At 59.8% G+C, this 14,953-nt stretch carries 13 protein-coding genes; 6 read left to right on the top strand and 7 right to left on the bottom strand.

What is annotated here, in order from left to right; translation table 11 throughout:
* Positions 1-235 precede the first annotated feature (235 nt).
* Positions 236-970, bottom strand: coding sequence for a ZIP family metal transporter (locus SJI03_RS05580; RefSeq protein WP_034785349.1), 735 nt, complete (start codon positions 968-970; stop codon positions 236-238).
* Between SJI03_RS05580 and SJI03_RS05585 the strand changes: the two genes are divergently transcribed.
* Entirely contained in the window at positions 882-1,106 is a 225-nt protein-coding gene (locus SJI03_RS05585; RefSeq protein ID WP_233516289.1) for a hypothetical protein, read from the top strand. The genes SJI03_RS05580 and SJI03_RS05585 overlap by 89 nt on opposite strands.
* Before the next feature lie 133 nt (positions 1,107-1,239).
* Here the strand turns inward: SJI03_RS05585 and SJI03_RS05590 are convergent, their stop codons facing one another.
* Both SJI03_RS05590 and polA read right to left on the bottom strand, forming a co-directional pair.
* The gene (locus tag SJI03_RS05590) at positions 1,240-2,124 is read right to left on the bottom strand and encodes a dienelactone hydrolase family protein (RefSeq protein WP_322426519.1); all 885 of its coding nucleotides are present in this window, start codon (positions 2,122-2,124) and stop codon (positions 1,240-1,242) included.
* Positions 2,125-2,287: 163 nt separating this feature from the next.
* A complete protein-coding gene (polA, locus tag SJI03_RS05595; RefSeq protein WP_322426520.1) occupies positions 2,288-5,050 on the bottom strand; it encodes a DNA polymerase I in 2,763 nt (920 codons plus the stop codon).
* A gap of 292 nt (positions 5,051-5,342) precedes the next feature.
* Here polA and SJI03_RS05600 point away from each other — a divergent pair, with 292 nt between their 5' ends.
* From SJI03_RS05600 to SJI03_RS05610, 3 genes are all read left to right on the top strand, one after another.
* Positions 5,343-5,738 carry a hypothetical protein gene (locus SJI03_RS05600; RefSeq protein WP_035824640.1) on the top strand — a complete coding sequence of 132 codons (396 nt, stop codon included), beginning with the start codon at positions 5,343-5,345 and terminating at the stop codon, positions 5,736-5,738.
* A gap of 83 nt (positions 5,739-5,821) precedes the next feature.
* Positions 5,822-6,778: a homoserine kinase gene (locus SJI03_RS05605; protein WP_322426521.1), complete on the top strand. Its 957-nt coding sequence runs from the start codon at positions 5,822-5,824 to the stop codon at positions 6,776-6,778.
* Between the two features lie 2 nt (positions 6,779-6,780).
* Positions 6,781-7,572 (top strand): BPSS1780 family membrane protein, encoded by a 792-nt coding sequence (locus tag SJI03_RS05610; protein ID WP_322426522.1) that lies wholly within the window; start codon positions 6,781-6,783, stop codon positions 7,570-7,572.
* A 150-nt stretch (positions 7,573-7,722) separates the two neighbouring features.
* Here the strand turns inward: SJI03_RS05610 and SJI03_RS05615 are convergent, their stop codons facing one another.
* Positions 7,723-10,026 carry a UvrD-helicase domain-containing protein gene (locus SJI03_RS05615; protein ID WP_322426523.1) on the bottom strand — a complete coding sequence of 768 codons (2,304 nt, stop codon included), beginning with the start codon at positions 10,024-10,026 and terminating at the stop codon, positions 7,723-7,725.
* A 109-nt stretch (positions 10,027-10,135) separates the two neighbouring features.
* Between SJI03_RS05615 and SJI03_RS05620 the strand changes: the two genes are divergently transcribed.
* Together SJI03_RS05620 and SJI03_RS05625 are read left to right on the top strand one after the other, a co-directional pair.
* Positions 10,136-10,411 carry a hypothetical protein gene (locus tag SJI03_RS05620; RefSeq protein ID WP_322426524.1) on the top strand — a complete coding sequence of 92 codons (276 nt, stop codon included), beginning with the start codon at positions 10,136-10,138 and terminating at the stop codon, positions 10,409-10,411.
* Positions 10,408-10,932 carry a GNAT family N-acetyltransferase gene (locus SJI03_RS05625; RefSeq protein WP_322426525.1) on the top strand — a complete coding sequence of 175 codons (525 nt, stop codon included), beginning with the start codon at positions 10,408-10,410 and terminating at the stop codon, positions 10,930-10,932. The genes SJI03_RS05620 and SJI03_RS05625 overlap by 4 nt, the downstream gene beginning before the upstream one ends.
* 13 nt (positions 10,933-10,945) lie before the next feature.
* Here SJI03_RS05625 and SJI03_RS05630 read toward each other — a convergent pair whose 3' ends face one another.
* The 3 genes from SJI03_RS05630 to SJI03_RS05640 form a co-directional block, all read right to left on the bottom strand.
* Positions 10,946-11,800, bottom strand: a complete 855-nt coding sequence (locus SJI03_RS05630; protein WP_158301309.1) for a hypothetical protein — start codon at positions 11,798-11,800, stop codon at positions 10,946-10,948.
* A gap of 140 nt (positions 11,801-11,940) precedes the next feature.
* Positions 11,941-12,909 carry an IS1595 family transposase gene (locus SJI03_RS05635; protein WP_322426526.1) on the bottom strand — a complete coding sequence of 323 codons (969 nt, stop codon included), beginning with the start codon at positions 12,907-12,909 and terminating at the stop codon, positions 11,941-11,943.
* Positions 12,910-13,025: 116 nt separating this feature from the next.
* Complete coding sequence (locus SJI03_RS05640) at positions 13,026-13,802, bottom strand: 5'-methylthioadenosine/adenosylhomocysteine nucleosidase (RefSeq protein ID WP_322426527.1); 777 nt, start codon at positions 13,800-13,802, stop codon at positions 13,026-13,028.
* Positions 13,803-14,953: the final 1,151 nt, after the last annotated feature.

A 14,953-nucleotide genomic window follows, 5' to 3' on the forward strand; every position in this document is an offset into this window, starting at 1 on the left:
GGAGCGCTAACGACAACGGAGTACCAGGAAAGGACTCGTGTAGGAGGGTAACTTTGCTCTGGCCAGGTTATCGCAGCGCGATAGAACGTGGGCAAGAGCTGGCAAATGCGCTTAAAGAGCGTGCGCGCCACAAGGCGAGCAACAAATTTTCTTCCATGATATTTTCCTCCTTTCTGTGCAAGTTAGTCAGAAAGGCAATATAGCATAGGTGGCACTGCGCCGACAGAACGGCGTATCAACCGCCGTGGCGCTTGTGCGTCAAAAACAGCACGATGCACACACCCAGCGCGATCAACAGCACTTGCGGGATGGTTTCGCGCAAGGTGGCGCGGCGCTGCATCTGCGGCATCAGGTCGGACAGGGCTATATAAATGAAGCCGGACGAGGCGAACACGAGCACGTACGGGATCAAATTGCTGGCGCGGTCCAGGGTGAAATAGCCGAGCAAGCCGCCCGCCACCGCCATCAGGCTGCACAGCAGATTGAAGATGTAGGCGCGCAAGCGCGAGAAGCCGGCATTGAGCAGTACGATGAAGTCGCCGATTTCCTGCGGGATTTCATGCGCGATGATGGCCAGGCCCGTCACCAGGCCCAGCTTCGGATCGGCCAGGAAGGCGGCGGCGATCAGGATGCCATCCGTAAAGTTGTGCATGCCGTCGCCGACGAGAATCATCCAGCCGGCCTTGCCCGCTTCGTGCTTGTCGTGGCCGTGCGCGTGGTGGTGGCCATCGCCTTCGTGGTGGTGCGAATGGCGCAGGATGGCGAATTTTTCCAGCATGAAAAAGGCCAGCAAGCCCGCCAGCAAGGTGGCGAACAGGCTGCGCGGATCCGCCTGCGATTCAAACGCTTCGGGCAAGGCGTGCAGCAAGGACGTCGACAGCATGATGCCAACGGACAAGCTGACCATGCGCTCAACCACTTTGGAGAGGAATGCAAACGAAAAGATCGCCGCCGCGGTAATGCTGAACACGCCCGCGATCGTGGTCGCGAGCAAAATGGATATAAGGACGGGATCGATGATTTTCTTACCTCAAAATGGCGCCGGGTCACTGGCGCCCGCGATGCTGGCGTCTGGCCTGATGAATGCGTTGTTATCTATTGTTTAATTTTTTGCGCGTCTGGCGGCAGCGTAGCGCGATGAAGATGCAATTGTACTGCATTGGCGCGCACCGGGCATTTTACAGCCCGGTGCGCCTTTCGCGCCAACTTCTGGAAGATGGGGTATTTTTCTGTTGCGGATCACGCCACGCCGTGGCGCTTGAACCAGGCTAAACAACGCGCATAGCCGTCCTTCGCATCGGCCGCCACATAGCTGGAGCGATAATCGGCATTGAAGGCATGGCCCGCATCGGGATACACGACAAATTCCGACTTGTTGCCGCCCTTGGCCAGCGCATCCTTCATCTTGCCGATCGATTCCTGGCTGATGCCCGTATCCTTGCCGCCATACAAGCCCAGCACGGGGACCTTCAAGGTAACAGCAATATCGATGGGATTGCTCGGCTGCAAGGGAGTCGGCTCGCCCACCAGGCGGCCATACCAGGCCACGCCCGCCTTGACGGCCGGATTGTGCGCCGCGTACAACCACGTGATGCGCCCGCCCCAGCAAAAGCCCGTGATGCCCAGGCGGCTCGTGTCGCCGCCATTCTGTTTCGCCCACGCAACAACAGCATCGAGGTCCGCCATCACTTGCGCATCCGGCGTCTTGGCGATGATGCCTTTCATCAACTCAGGGATGCTGGCCACCTTGGTGGGATCGCCCTGGCGCACGAACAAATCGGGCGCCAGCGCCAGATAGCCCTGCTTGGCGAAGCGGCGCGCCATGTCAGCGATATGTTCATGCACGCCAAAGATTTCCGAAATGACCAGTACCACGGGCAATCCCGTCTTGCCTTCCGGCTGGGCCGCATACACGGGCACGGCCTGGCCATCGACCATCACCGACATGCTGCCCGTGACGAGACCGGCGGAATCCGTCTTGATGACGTTTTGCGCCGCCACGGGCAGCACGGCCACGGCAAAACCCGCGCCCAGCGCCACCTTCAGGAAACCACGCCGGCCATCCGGCCCGGACACACTGCTCTGGCCCAGCAAACTTTCACAATCGGTGATCATGTCGCTCATGCGTTTCTCCTGAAAATGTTGCATTAAGTGAAGTCAAATCTCTGGACCCAGACAAAATCGTAGCGAGCGGCCCCGAGTTCTGGCCGAGAAGCGCAACTGTGCCAGGGCACAGTGAGCATCGCAGGCCGGAAATCGCGCCGCGCAGTAGATTTGGTCTGGCGTCCTAGTGCGCTTCGTCCCAATTTTTACCAATACCGACTTCAGCCGTCAGCGGCACCTTCAGCGCGGCCACGCCGGCCATCAGTTCCGGCAGCTTGCGCTTGACCAGTTCCAGTTCCGCGTCCGGCACTTCCAGCACCAGTTCATCGTGCACCTGCATGATCATCTTCGTCTGCAAGCCATCCGTTTCCAGCCAGCCTTGCACGGCGATCATGGCCAGCTTGATCAGGTCGGCCGCCGTGCCCTGCATCGGCGCGTTGATCGCCGCCCGTTCCGCGCCCTGGCGGCGCGGGCCGTTCGGCGAATTGATTTCCGGCAGCCACAAACGGCGGCCGAACACGGTTTCCACGTAGCCGCGCGCCTTCGCTTGCTGGCGCGTGTCTTCCATATACTGTTTCACGCCGGAAAAACGGGCGAAATATCGGTCGATATAGCTTTGCGCGGCCGTGCGGTCCACGCCCAGGTTACCGGCCAGGCCGAATGCGCTCATGCCGTAGATCAAGCCGAAGTTGATGACCTTGGCGTAGCGGCGCTGCTCGCTCTGCACCTCCGCGGCCGGCACGCCAAATATCTCGGCGGCCGTGGCGCGGTGAATGTCGATGCCGTCGGCAAACGCGCGCAGCATGGCTTCATCGCCCGAGATGTGCGCCATGATGCGCAATTCGATCTGCGAATAGTCGGCCGAAACGATGTGGCTGCCCGGCGGGGCAATAAACGCTTCGCGGATGCGGCGCCCTTCCGCGCTGCGGATGGGAATATTCTGCAAGTTCGGGTCATTCGACGCCAAACGCCCCGTCACGGCCACGGCTTGCGCATAATTCGTGTGCACGCGTCCCGTCGTGACGTTGATCATCTTCGGCAATTTATCCGTGTAGGTCGATTTCAGCTTGGCCATGCCCCGGTATTCGAGCAGGACTTTCGGCAGCGGATAATCCTCGGCCAGCTTTTGCAGCACTTCCTCGTCCGTCGAAGGCGCGCCCGTCGGGGTTTTCTTAATTACCGGCAGTTTCAATTTCTCAAAGAAAATTTCACCGATCTGCTTGGGCGAACCCAGGTTGAACGGCTGCTCGGCCAGCTCATACGCCTTCTTTTCCAGCTCGAGAATTTTCACGGCCAGCTCGGCGGACTGGATGTTAAGCAACTCGTCATCGATCAGCACGCCGTTGCGCTCGATCTTTTGCAAGACCACAGCCGTCGGCATTTCAATCTTTTCATAGATGAAGGTGAGTTTTTCATCATTTGCCACATTGCCCCATATGGCATTGTGCAGACGCAAGGTGACGTCAGCATCCTCGGCAGCGTATTTCGCCGCCTGCTCCACTTCCACCTGATTGAACGTGATCTGCTTGGCGCCCTTGCCGCACACATCCTCGAATGGAATCGTCGTGTAGTTCAGGTGGCGCAGGGCCAGGCTGTCCATGTCGTGCTTCTTGTGCGACTCGAACACATACGATTCAAGCAGGGTATCGTGGGCGATGCCGCGCAACGTCACGCCGTGGTTGGCGAAGATGTGGCTGTCATATTTCAGGTTCTGGCCCAGCTTGGGCTTGTTGGCATCTTCCAGCCACGGGCGCAGTTTCGCCAGCACGTGTTCGCGCGTCAACTGTTCCGGCGCGCCCGCGTAATCGTGGGCCAGCGGGATGTAGCAGGCGGCGTGCTCTGCAACGGAGAGGGAAATGCCGACCATTTGCGCAGTCATCGGTTCCAGCGACGTGGTTTCCGTGTCGACAGCCGTCAGGGCAGCCGCATCGATCAGCGCGATCCATTTGTCCAGCTGCTCATCGGTCAGCACGGTTTCATACACGGCCTCGACTGCTGGCACGGCATCGGCGAACATGTCGCCCGTGGTGTTCGCAGTCGATGCGCCAGCCGTTACCGGTGCGCCAACAGGCGACATCGGCGGCGGCGTGGCGCCCAGTTCGCGCAGCAGGGCCTTGAAGCCGTAGCGGTTGAAGAAGGCCAGCAGCGCTTCCTTGTCTTCGTGTTTTGCCACCAGCGAATCGGCGATCGTCGTCATGTGTTGCGACAAATCGCAATCGGTCTTGACGGTGATCAAGGCGCGCGCCTGCGGCAGCCATGGCAGGGCCGTGCGCAGGTTTTCACCGACGGCGCCGCCCACCTTGGCCGCGTTTTCCATCACGCCTTCCAGGCTGTCGTACAAGGTCAGCCATTTGACGGCCGTCTTCGGGCCGCATTTCGACACGCCCGGCACGTTGTCGACCGTATCGCCGATCAGCGACAGATAATCGATGATGCGGTTCGGCGGCACGCCGAATTTGACCAGCACGGCCGCTTCGTCGAGCTTTTCATTGCTCATGGTATTGATCAGCATCACCTGGCTGTTGACCAGCTGCGCCAGATCCTTGTCCCCCGTGGACACCACCACGTTCATGCCGGCACTGGCGGCCTGCACGGCCAAAGTACCAATCACGTCGTCCGCTTCCACGCCGTCGACCATCAGGATCGGCCAGCCCATGGCGCGCACGGCTTCGTGGATCGGCTCGATCTGCAGGCGCAAGTCGTCCGGCATCGAGGCGCGCGTGGCCTTGTATTCGGGATACATGTCGTCGCGGAAAGTTTTACCTTTGGCATCGAACACGCAGGCGATGTAAGCGGCCGGGAAATCGGCGCGCAAACGGCGCAGCATGTTGACCATGCCGTGCATGGCGCCCGTGGGATAGCCGTCCGGGCTGCGCAGATCGGGCAGCGCATGGAAGGCACGATAAAGATAACTGGAACCGTCGACTAACAGCAGGGTGTTTTGCATAATGCCAATAAAATAAGGTGAGCCGCGCCAGCCGGGAAGACACAGCGGCGAACGGGCGGAATATCGCACAATTATCGCAGAGTTTAGGGCCGCGCCACCGGCCGCCACGCGTGCCGTTCCTGGTGTTTTTGCCACCCTGGCGGCCCCGTGCGGGCGCGCAGGCAGCCACTGCGGGCCATTTCGCCTCATTTAAACAGCATTGCCTACCAGTTTGTTACAATGCCTTATAGATAAATTGACGGCATTACACCACTGCACGCGCTGCAGTCCCACACATGGAAGCGAACCCATCATGATGCGTACATCGACACTCTGGACATTCCTCGCCCTGCCCCTGCTGGCATGTTCGGCCCTTGCCAGCGCCCAGACACCGGCCAAACCGAGCGACGCGCCGCCACAGCTCGAACGTATCGAGGAAATGGGCGAAGCGCCCATCACCGTGGCGCCAGCCGCGGCCAAGCAGCAGATTACCGAAAAACGCGAAGCGGGCGTGACGTCCGAAGTGAAAGTCACGAGCGGCGGCAGCACGTATTACATGAAGCCGGCCGCTGGCGCCGACCAGGCCCACGGCGGCGCCCTGCGCGGCCCGCAATGGAAAGTGCTGGAATTTGACCTGGGCAAGAAGAAACAGAAACAACGCGATGAAGAGGCAGCGGACGCACCAGCGCCGCCCGCACCAGCGAAGTAAGCAGCCACTCTCTTCTGCCCTGCCCCGGCCACCTGCGGGGCAGCCGGCTTTTTTTGACCTTTTAGACCATTCCCCTCTTTCCCATGGCAGTTTTTACCGCGCTACACCTGGACGATATCGGCCAGTGGATCACGCAATTTCCACTCGGCAAACCTCTGGCGCTCAAGGGCATCGCGTCCGGCATCGAAAACAGCAATTTCTTCCTGAGCACGGAGCGCGGCGAGTATGTGCTGACGATCTTTGAAAACCTCAGCTTCGAGCAATTGCCGTTTTATCTGCAACTGATGCGCCATTTGGCGGACCGGGGCGTGCTGGTGCCGGCGCCGATCGCCAATGCGGACGGCGAACTGGTGACGGCCCTGCAAGGCAAGCCTGCCGCCATCGTCAGCAAACTCGACGGCAGCTCGCAGATGGCGCCGCAAGCCGTGCATTGCGCGGCTGTCGGCGCCATGCTGGCAAAAATGCACCTGGCGGCGCAGGACTTCCCCCTGCAGCAGCCGAATCTGCGCGGTCTGGACTGGTGGAACACCACCACGCCGCTGGTCTTGCCGCACCTCGACGATGCCAAGGCGCATCTGCTGCGCGCGGAAATCCATTTCCAGGACGCCTTTGCTGCCTGCGATACCTATAAAGCCATCCCGCGCGGTCCCGTGCATGCCGACTTGTTCCGCAACAACGTCATGTTTGACGGCGAACAACTGACGGGTTTTTTCGACTTTTACTTTGCCGGCTGCGACACCTGGCTGTTCGACGTGGCCGTCACCATCAACGACTGGTGCGTGGACCTGGCCACGGGTGTGCTCGACACGGCAAGAGTGCGCGCCCTGCTCGACGCCTACCAGGCCGTGCGCCCGTTTACGCATGAAGAACAGACGGCATGGCAACCGATGCTGCGCGCCGCCGCGCTGCGCTTCTGGCTGTCGCGCCTGTACGATTATTACCAGCCGCGCGAAGCGGAAATGCTGACCCCGCACGACCCCACGCATTTCGAACGCATTCTGCGCGAACGTATCGCCACACCTGCCCCGGAACTGTTTTAAACATGGAAAAATTACCTGCAAGTACAGGTTGGCAATGGGTGAAACAAGGCTTCGCCCTGTTTCGCAAGCAACCTGGCGGCATGTCGATGCTGTTTCTCGGCTATATGTTCTGCATGCTGGCCGTCAGCATCGTGCCCGTGCTCGGCCAATTGCTGCCCGTCATCCTGGTGCCCGTGTTTTCCGTCGCCTTCGTGCAAGGCTGCCTGAATATCGACCAGGGCAAGCGCGTCCTGCCCAGCCTGCTGATCTCGGGCTTCCGCAAGCCGGCCTTTCCTTCCCTGTTCGGCCTGGGCGTGCTGTACATCCTGATGGCCATCGTCGCCATTGGCGCCTCGACCCTGGTCGATGATGGCTTGCTGTGGCAACTGGTCACCGGGCAATTGACGGAGGAGGCGGCGCGCACCGCCATCCCCGAATCGCGCCTGGGCCTGGGCATCCTGCTGGCCATCGTGCTGTACGTGCCGGCCGCCATGGCCTTCTGCTTTGCCGCACCGCTGATCTACTGGAAACAAGTCAGCCTGGGCAAGGCCCTGTTCTTCAGCTTTTTCGCCGTCTGGCGCTCGCTGTCGGCCTTCATCGTCTTCGCCGCCACCTGGTTTGCCATCAGCATCGTCACCAGCCAGTTGCTGGCCATCATCTTTGGCCGCACGCAGCTGATGATGCAACTGATGATGCCGCTGTCGATGATCTTGACCATCATCATGCATTGCTCGTTCTACGCCGCCTACCGCCAGATCTTCGGCCTCCCCGTCGATGAGAGCAAGACGGTGTCGCTGGACAAGAGCGGCGAGTGATCGCGGGCCAGATGTAAAAAGGGGCAGCCTGCGCAGGCTGCCCCTTTTTTTGTCGAATGCCATGCAATGTCACAGCGTAGGTCGGATTAGCGGCGGCACGCCGCGTAATCCGACAACATTGTTAGCGCCCGCAGTGGTATCGGGTTACCTTCACAGCCGTTCCAGCTTCGCAATCCCCAGATCCAACACCTTCATGCCGTGCTGTCCGAAATTGATCTGCGCGCGCGCATTGCCGCCGCCGCCTTCGATATTGACGATCACGCCTTCGCCGAACTTGGCGTGCGCCACGGACTCACCGATGCGCCAGCCGCCGCCCGTGGCTTTTTGCGCGATCTTTTGTGCAATCGCATTATCCGAACCCAGGCTGGCCACACGCGGCGCCTCGTCCCAGGCCGACTTACGGTTGCCGAACCAGTTCGCCTGCACCTTCGGCGATAGCCATTTCAGCGATTCTTCCGGCAATTCGTCAAAGAAACGCGACTTCATGTTGTAGCGCGTCTGGCCGTGCAGCATGCGCGTCTGCGAAAAACTCATGTACAGCCGCTTGCGCGCGCGCGTGATGGCCACGTACATCAGCCGGCGTTCTTCTTCCACGCCATTGTCTTCCTTCGAGCTGCTTTCGTGCGGGAACAGGCCTTCTTCCAGGCCCGTGATGAACACGTTGTCGAATTCCAGGCCCTTGGCCGAGTGCACCGTCATCATCTGCAGCGCATCCTGGCCCGCCTGCGCCTGGTTGTCGCCCGCTTCCAGCGACGCGTGCGACAGGAAGGCGGACAGCGGCGACATCACGGCCGGCAGCGGCGCGTCCGCATCGAGGATTTCGATGCCATCCTGGTTCACGACGGGCGCGCCCGACTGCGCCTGGGCGGCTGGCCCAAGATGGGCCGGTGCCCCCTGGCCAAAACCTTCTTCGGAAATGAACTGGCTGGCCGCGCTGACCATCTGCTCCAAGTTCTCGATGCGGTCGGCGCCTTCCTTTTCATTCTGGTAGTGCTGCAGCAAGGTACTCGCTTCCAGCACCACTCTGACCATTTCCGGCAAGGACAATTGCTGCGTTTCGAAACGCACGCCTTCGATCAATTTCACGAAACCGGCCAGCACGCTGCCCGCCTTGCCCGCCACGTAAGGCACGGAGGCGTACAGGGAAATGCCGTACTGTTCCGAGGCGGCCTGCAATTGCTCGATCGAGCGCATGCCGATGCCGCGCGTGGGGAAGTTGACCACGCGCAAGAAGGCCGAATCGTTGTGCGGATTGTCCATCAATTGCAAGTAAGCAATCGCGTGCTTGACTTCGGCGCGCTGGAAGTAGCGCTGGCCGCCATACACGTGATACGGAATGCTGGCTGAAAACAACGCGTGCTCGATCACGCGCGACTGCGCGTTCGAACGGTACAGAATCGCAATTTCACTGCGCGAAGCGCCATCGGCGATCAGGCTTTTCGCCTCTTCGATGATCCACTGCGCTTCCTGCAGGTCGGAACTGGCTTCATACACGCGCACCTGCTCGCCATGGCCCGCATCCGTGCGCAGATTCTTGCCCAGGCGCTTGCTATTGTTCGCGATCAACACGTTGGCACTGTCGAGGATGTGGCCATGTGAGCGGTAGTTCTGCTCCAGCTTGATCAAGTTCTTCACCTGGAACTCGTGCTCGAAGGCGCTCATATTGCCCACGTTGGCGCCGCGGAAGGCGTAGATACTCTGGTCATCGTCGCCGACGGCAAACAGAGCGCCGCCATCGCGGCTGCCGTGGCCAGCCAGCAATTTCAACCAGTTGTATTGCAAATTATTCGTATCCTGGAACTCGTCCACCAGAATGTGGCGGAAGCGCGCCTGGTAGTGTTCGCGCAGGGGCTGGTTGCGGCTCAGTAATTCATACGTGCGCAGCAGCAATTCGGCAAAATCGACGACGCCTTCGCGCTGACACTGGTCGTCGTACAGCTGGTACAGCTCGACCATCTTGCGCTCGTGCGCGTCGTACGCTTCCACGTCCGTGGCGCGCAAGCCCTGGTCCTTGGCATTGTTGATGAAATACATCACCGTCTTCGGCGGGAATTTTTCATCATCGATGTTGTTTGCCTTCAACAAGCGCTTAATCACGGACAATTGATCCTGGGAATCGAGAATCTGGAACGTTTGCGGCAAGGCCGCGTCGCGGTAGTGCGTGCGCAGCAAGCGGTTGCACAGGCCGTGGAAGGTACCGATCCACATGCCGCGCGTGTTGATCGGCAGCATGGCCGACAAGCGCGTGAGCATTTCCTTGGCGGCTTTATTCGTAAACGTCACGGCCAGGATGCCGGGCGGCGATACCTGCTGGGTCTGGATCAGCCACGCGATGCGGGTGGTCAGCACGCGGGTCTTGCCAGAACCGGCGCCAGCCAGGATCAGCGCATGTTGTGCCGGCAAGGTGACGGCAGCCAATTGTTCGGGATTGAGGTTGTGAAGAAGATTTTGCATCCCGTGATTATACCGGCATGGCTAAAAATACTGTGCATTTGTCCAGCGGTCGCGCCAGTTTTTCATGTGCGCGCTACAATCGGCGTCCCGACACAGCGGCCTGTATCCCATGACACCACCCACTCACCTCGACGGCGCCCGCGTACTGGCCTGGGCCTGGTCCGACCTGCCCTTCGGCCATGTCGCCGATGCGCACGGCACCGCCCCCATCGCCATCTACGGCCTGGCCGTGTGCCGCTACGGGGACGAAGCGCAAGTCTACCGTTTCAGCTGCGATGCGCGCTGGGAGACCGTACAGGATGACGTGTATGCCAGCGAGAATGAGGCCAGGGAGCAGTTGCCGGCACAATACCGCGCCGTGGCCGCCGCGTGGAACACGCCATGAGCAACACCATCCGCGCGGCCACTCGCGCCGACCTGCCGTTGCTGGCCCAGGTCGAGCGCAGCGCCGCAACCCTGTTTGCCCAGGCCGGCCCCGACCTGGCCTGGCTGGCGCATGGCGAACCCTTGCCACTGGACACCTTGCAGGCGCTGCAGCAGGATGGCGGCGTGTGGGTGGCCTCCGATGGACAGGACGCGCCAGCGGGTTTCCTGGCCGCCCAGCCGCTCGACGGCCAGTTGTTCATCGTGGAATTGTCCGTTGCACTGCCGCAGCAACGGCAGGGACTGGGCGCGCGCCTGCTCGACGCGGCGGCGGTCCATGCCCGGGCGCTGGGCTGCGCCTGGCTGACACTGAGCACGTATCGCCACCTGCCGTGGAACACGCCCTACTATGCGCGCCATGGCTTCAGCGAAATCGAGGCCGTGGCGCTGGGCGCTGGGCATGCGCTCAAGCTGGCGCGCGAAGTGCAGGACGGGCACGATCCGGCGCTGCGCTGCCTGATGCGCAAGCCGCTGGCCCGCTGATTCGGCACGGCACTCAGCGCACCAGTTTTGCCTTGCCTTCGCTGAGCGCCTGGGCGATCACCTGGCGCGTGGTCTTGTCGGCGATCTTGACGACTTTTTCCTGCTGGCGGCCCAGGTCGCCCATTTGCTTGCCCAGCGCTTCCATCGGCTTGCTGCGCTGCTCCATCTGGCGCGACATCTGCTCCGCTTTCTCGGCCTCGCGCTCGTGCACGTCGGCAATGCGGTCGTTGATCTCTTCCATCTCTTCCTGTGCATCTTCCATCTGCTGCTGCAGGCGCTCCACGTCGCGCTCGGCCGCGCGGCGCGCCGTGTCGCTCGTTGCAAGCGCCTGGCGGCGCGAGGCGTCGCCAAGCTTGCGGCCCAGTTCCTGCTGCTGGCGGCCCAGCGCGCGCAGCTGCTCCGACTCGCGCGCGCTGCCTTTTTCCAGGCTGCGGGCACCCATCTTGCGGCCCATTTCGCCCATGGCCTTGCCATGCGCGCCCATTTGATCGCCGAGCGCGCTCATCTCCTTGCTGAGCTGTCTCGAGGGCTGCCATGCCGTGCGCACCTTGCCCAGCAAGGCCGCATCCTGCAGCACATAGGCCTGGCCCTGGTCGCGGAACCACAGGAACGGGCCCTTGATCGAGCGCTTGAGCTTTTCCACCTGCTGCGAGTGGATATCGCTGTCGACGACGATGACGCCCTCGCTATCCGTGGCGCCATCGACGAGCGCATAGCTTTCGCCCTTGTCGAGCGAACGGCTGACCTGCACGCTGGGTGCGGCTGGCGGGGCCGGTGGCGCGGGCGGCTGCGGCGGCTGCACGGCCAGCGCGCTGCCGCCAAGCAGGATACCGGCCAGGCTGAGGATCAAACGGTGGGAAGTGGACATGGCTGCCTCGTCGCAAAAGTAGTGGAGCATTGACTGTAGCGGCAACGGGACCTGGCCTCCAGCGCGCTGCGACAGGCTGCAAAAAGACCTGCCTGGATGGCAAACATGGACGATGGATGGCAAGCGGGCAAAAAAAATGGCTATGTCACCATCAAATGTGGGAATGCTCCCAGCGTTGCTTTCAATAACGTTTCTGGTGAACGGATGCGCCCGGCGTCGAGTATCCAGCGCCAGCCCAGGTAATTTGGCAGGTAGCGCGTCGCCACGCCATGAAACGGACGCAGCCATTGCCGCAAGCGGCTGTGATACGCATTGACGTTCTGCACATGCGCGGCGCCCTGCACACGGATGCCGGCGCGCAAGTTGACGGCCTCGTGGCTGATACCCGCTTCCCTCGCAAACGCCCGGTAGGCCGCATGGCCATCCGTTACCAGCAGAACATCCTTGTCGATAACGGGCAACAAACATCGGTGCAGCTGCGCCTTCGTCAACGTGCCTTTGCCCGTGACGAAATCGAGAGTCTGGCCCGTGCGGTCGCGCGCCACCAGGATGCAGACTTGCTCATTCGAGATACCGCGTTTAAAGGCATGGCCGCCCCGGCGGCGGGCCGGACGCGTCATCTGCCTCGATCCCTTTTCCGATTCCAGCACGTAGAGTTCATCGGCCTCGGCGATGCCATGCAGGCCATGCGGCCGGTCCGTCTTCGCCACGCTGAGAAAGCGGTGGCGCCAGCGAAACGTGGTGTTGCGGTGTAATCCCAGCTGCTGAGCGGCCTGGCGCACCGAGGCGGAGTCGAGCAGGCAATCGGCATACGCGATCCATAGCGCCTTGTGACGCAAGCGGGCCAGCGGCGTGCCCGTCAAGGCATTGAAAGTGCGCCCGCAAGGCACGCAGCGGTAGCGCTGCAAGCCGTGCGCATGGCCATGCCGGTGCAGGTGAGGCGAGCGGCAGGCGGGACAGGCCAAGCGCGGCTGCGCCACGCTTTCCAGCAACGCGAAGGTCGCGTCTTGCGGTGCGTTGCCACGCAGCAGGGCGATGCCTGTCTGCCGCTGGCGTCGGTTCAGGTGAGCAAACTGGGCGATAAAACGCATCCATTCGGCTGGCTGCATGATCTGCTCCCTGTGTGGTAAGTATGCAGAGTCAGACAGCAATGCCAAGGGAAGATTCCGGCAGTTCCCCTATTTACCGATGACAGAGCCTTTTTTTATGCACGCTGGATAAAAAATCAGCCGGCCAGGCGCTGGCACAATTGCTGGATCACCGTCAACGCATACGGCGAGGCGACGGTTTGCACAAAACGCATGAAGTCGACTGCCGCCTCTTCGTTGGCGTTGTCGGAAATGGTGCGCATGACGGTAAACGGCACGCCCAGTTCAAAACACACTTGCGCCACGGCGGCGCCTTCCATTTCGACGGCCAGCAGGTCGGGGATATCAGCTTTGAGCTGGTTCACATGCGCGGCGCTGCTGATGAACTGGTCGCCGCTGGCGATCAGGCCGCGGTGCACTTGCGCATGTTGCAGACCGAATTGCGCAATATCGGCCGCCTTGAGCACGCTGGACACATCGTCACGCAGGAAATCTTCCGCGGCGCCAGCCAGTTGCGTGCTCAGTTCCAGGTCCGTGGCAAAGCGCTGCAAGCCCGTCAGCGGCACTTCAAAGCGGGGAAACAAAGGGCGAGCGTCCATATCGTGCTGCAGCAGCGCTTCGGCCACCACGATATCGCCCACTTTCACGCGTTTATCCCCACTGCCGGCCACGCCGGTGAAGACGATGTGGGTAACTCCGTACTTTTCCACAAGGATAGAAGCTGTCATGGCAGCGGCAACCTTGCCCAGACGCGACAGGACGCACACAGCGTCGATATTCCACAGGGTTCCCAGGGTGTAGTCGCGCATGCCGTGCGAACGCCTCTGGGGGCCTTGCATGGCTTCTACCAGCCCCTGCTGTTCTTCGTGCAAGGCACTGATGATGCCTAAACGCATATTTTTGTGTGAATTCATGCTGTTTTTACAGGTTTTGGGGATTGCAAAACGGTTTACATGGTGAAAACAGCCGTTTCGGCGACTTTTCCACCGTTCGTGTTTGTCTCTGTGTTTTAAATAAAGATGTATACATAAAAATAGTAGTGATAGTAAACGGCCATTTTTTTGTGGATAAGTCGGTATACCATCGAAAAATCATCAACTTAGCGCACAAAAAAGTAGGCGCACAAGCATTGTATCTACGGAGGACTTATTTGGGATAAAAATCGGGCTGTGGACAAAGATCGACTTTTCCCACATCTCATCCTGTGGATATGCAGGCACTTATCCACACCAGCAAGCAAAAATCACGGGTTTTCTTGCTGTAGTGGCATGTTTGACGTGCTTCGTCTGCATTGATTGTGTTCTGGTAATCCAGCTTGAATGACCACGAGCGCTGTTCTTTCATACACCTTGGCATCCAGGTGATTTCTGAAGACGGTTTGGCAGTGGGTCGTACTGTCCGTCGTTGACTTCTTTTTTTGATGTTTTGGCATACTTTTGGGAAATATCCCCGGACTTCCGCTTTTTTTGTCGGTTTACAATAGATCTATATATAAAAATAGTAGTAATAGTAAACGCGTTTTTTTCTGTGGATAAGTCGTTTTTTTTCAACAGGATCAACCGTTTACGCGAAAAATAAAACGTGCATAATCGCTGTATCACGCGAGGAGCAAAATTGTATAAAATGCGGGTCTGCGCATAACTTCGTGTTTACTCACAAGTCATCCTGTGGATATCAAGTGACTTATCCACAATCGTTGTAAATTTCCCCTCTTTTCAACATCGAACCGCTTGCTGGCACTGTGCCCGCTCAGGTCTGTTGACGTTTCCATTTTGCAAAACGGTTTGGCAGTGTAGTGCGTGTGATGCTGGCCGCGCCGGTTTTCGTTGCTCAGTTGTTGGCTCGTTTTTTTTTAAGAACAAAAGGCGCTTGCAGTTTTTTTTGAAGAGACGTTTGCACACCTTCTTCAAGGGAAGGGCAGGCAAAGCGAGCTTGTCGGGTTTACCTTAACAAGTTCGTATACAAGAATAGTAATAGTAGTTAACGGGCGCATCTTCTGTGGATAAGTGCTGATTTATCCTTGTAAACAATCGCTTGGCGTACGGATAAGCGCTGAGTAAGCGTT

Source organism: Janthinobacterium sp. GMG1 (genome assembly GCF_034427795.1).
Taxonomy (GTDB): Bacteria; Pseudomonadota; Gammaproteobacteria; order Burkholderiales; family Burkholderiaceae_D; genus Janthinobacterium.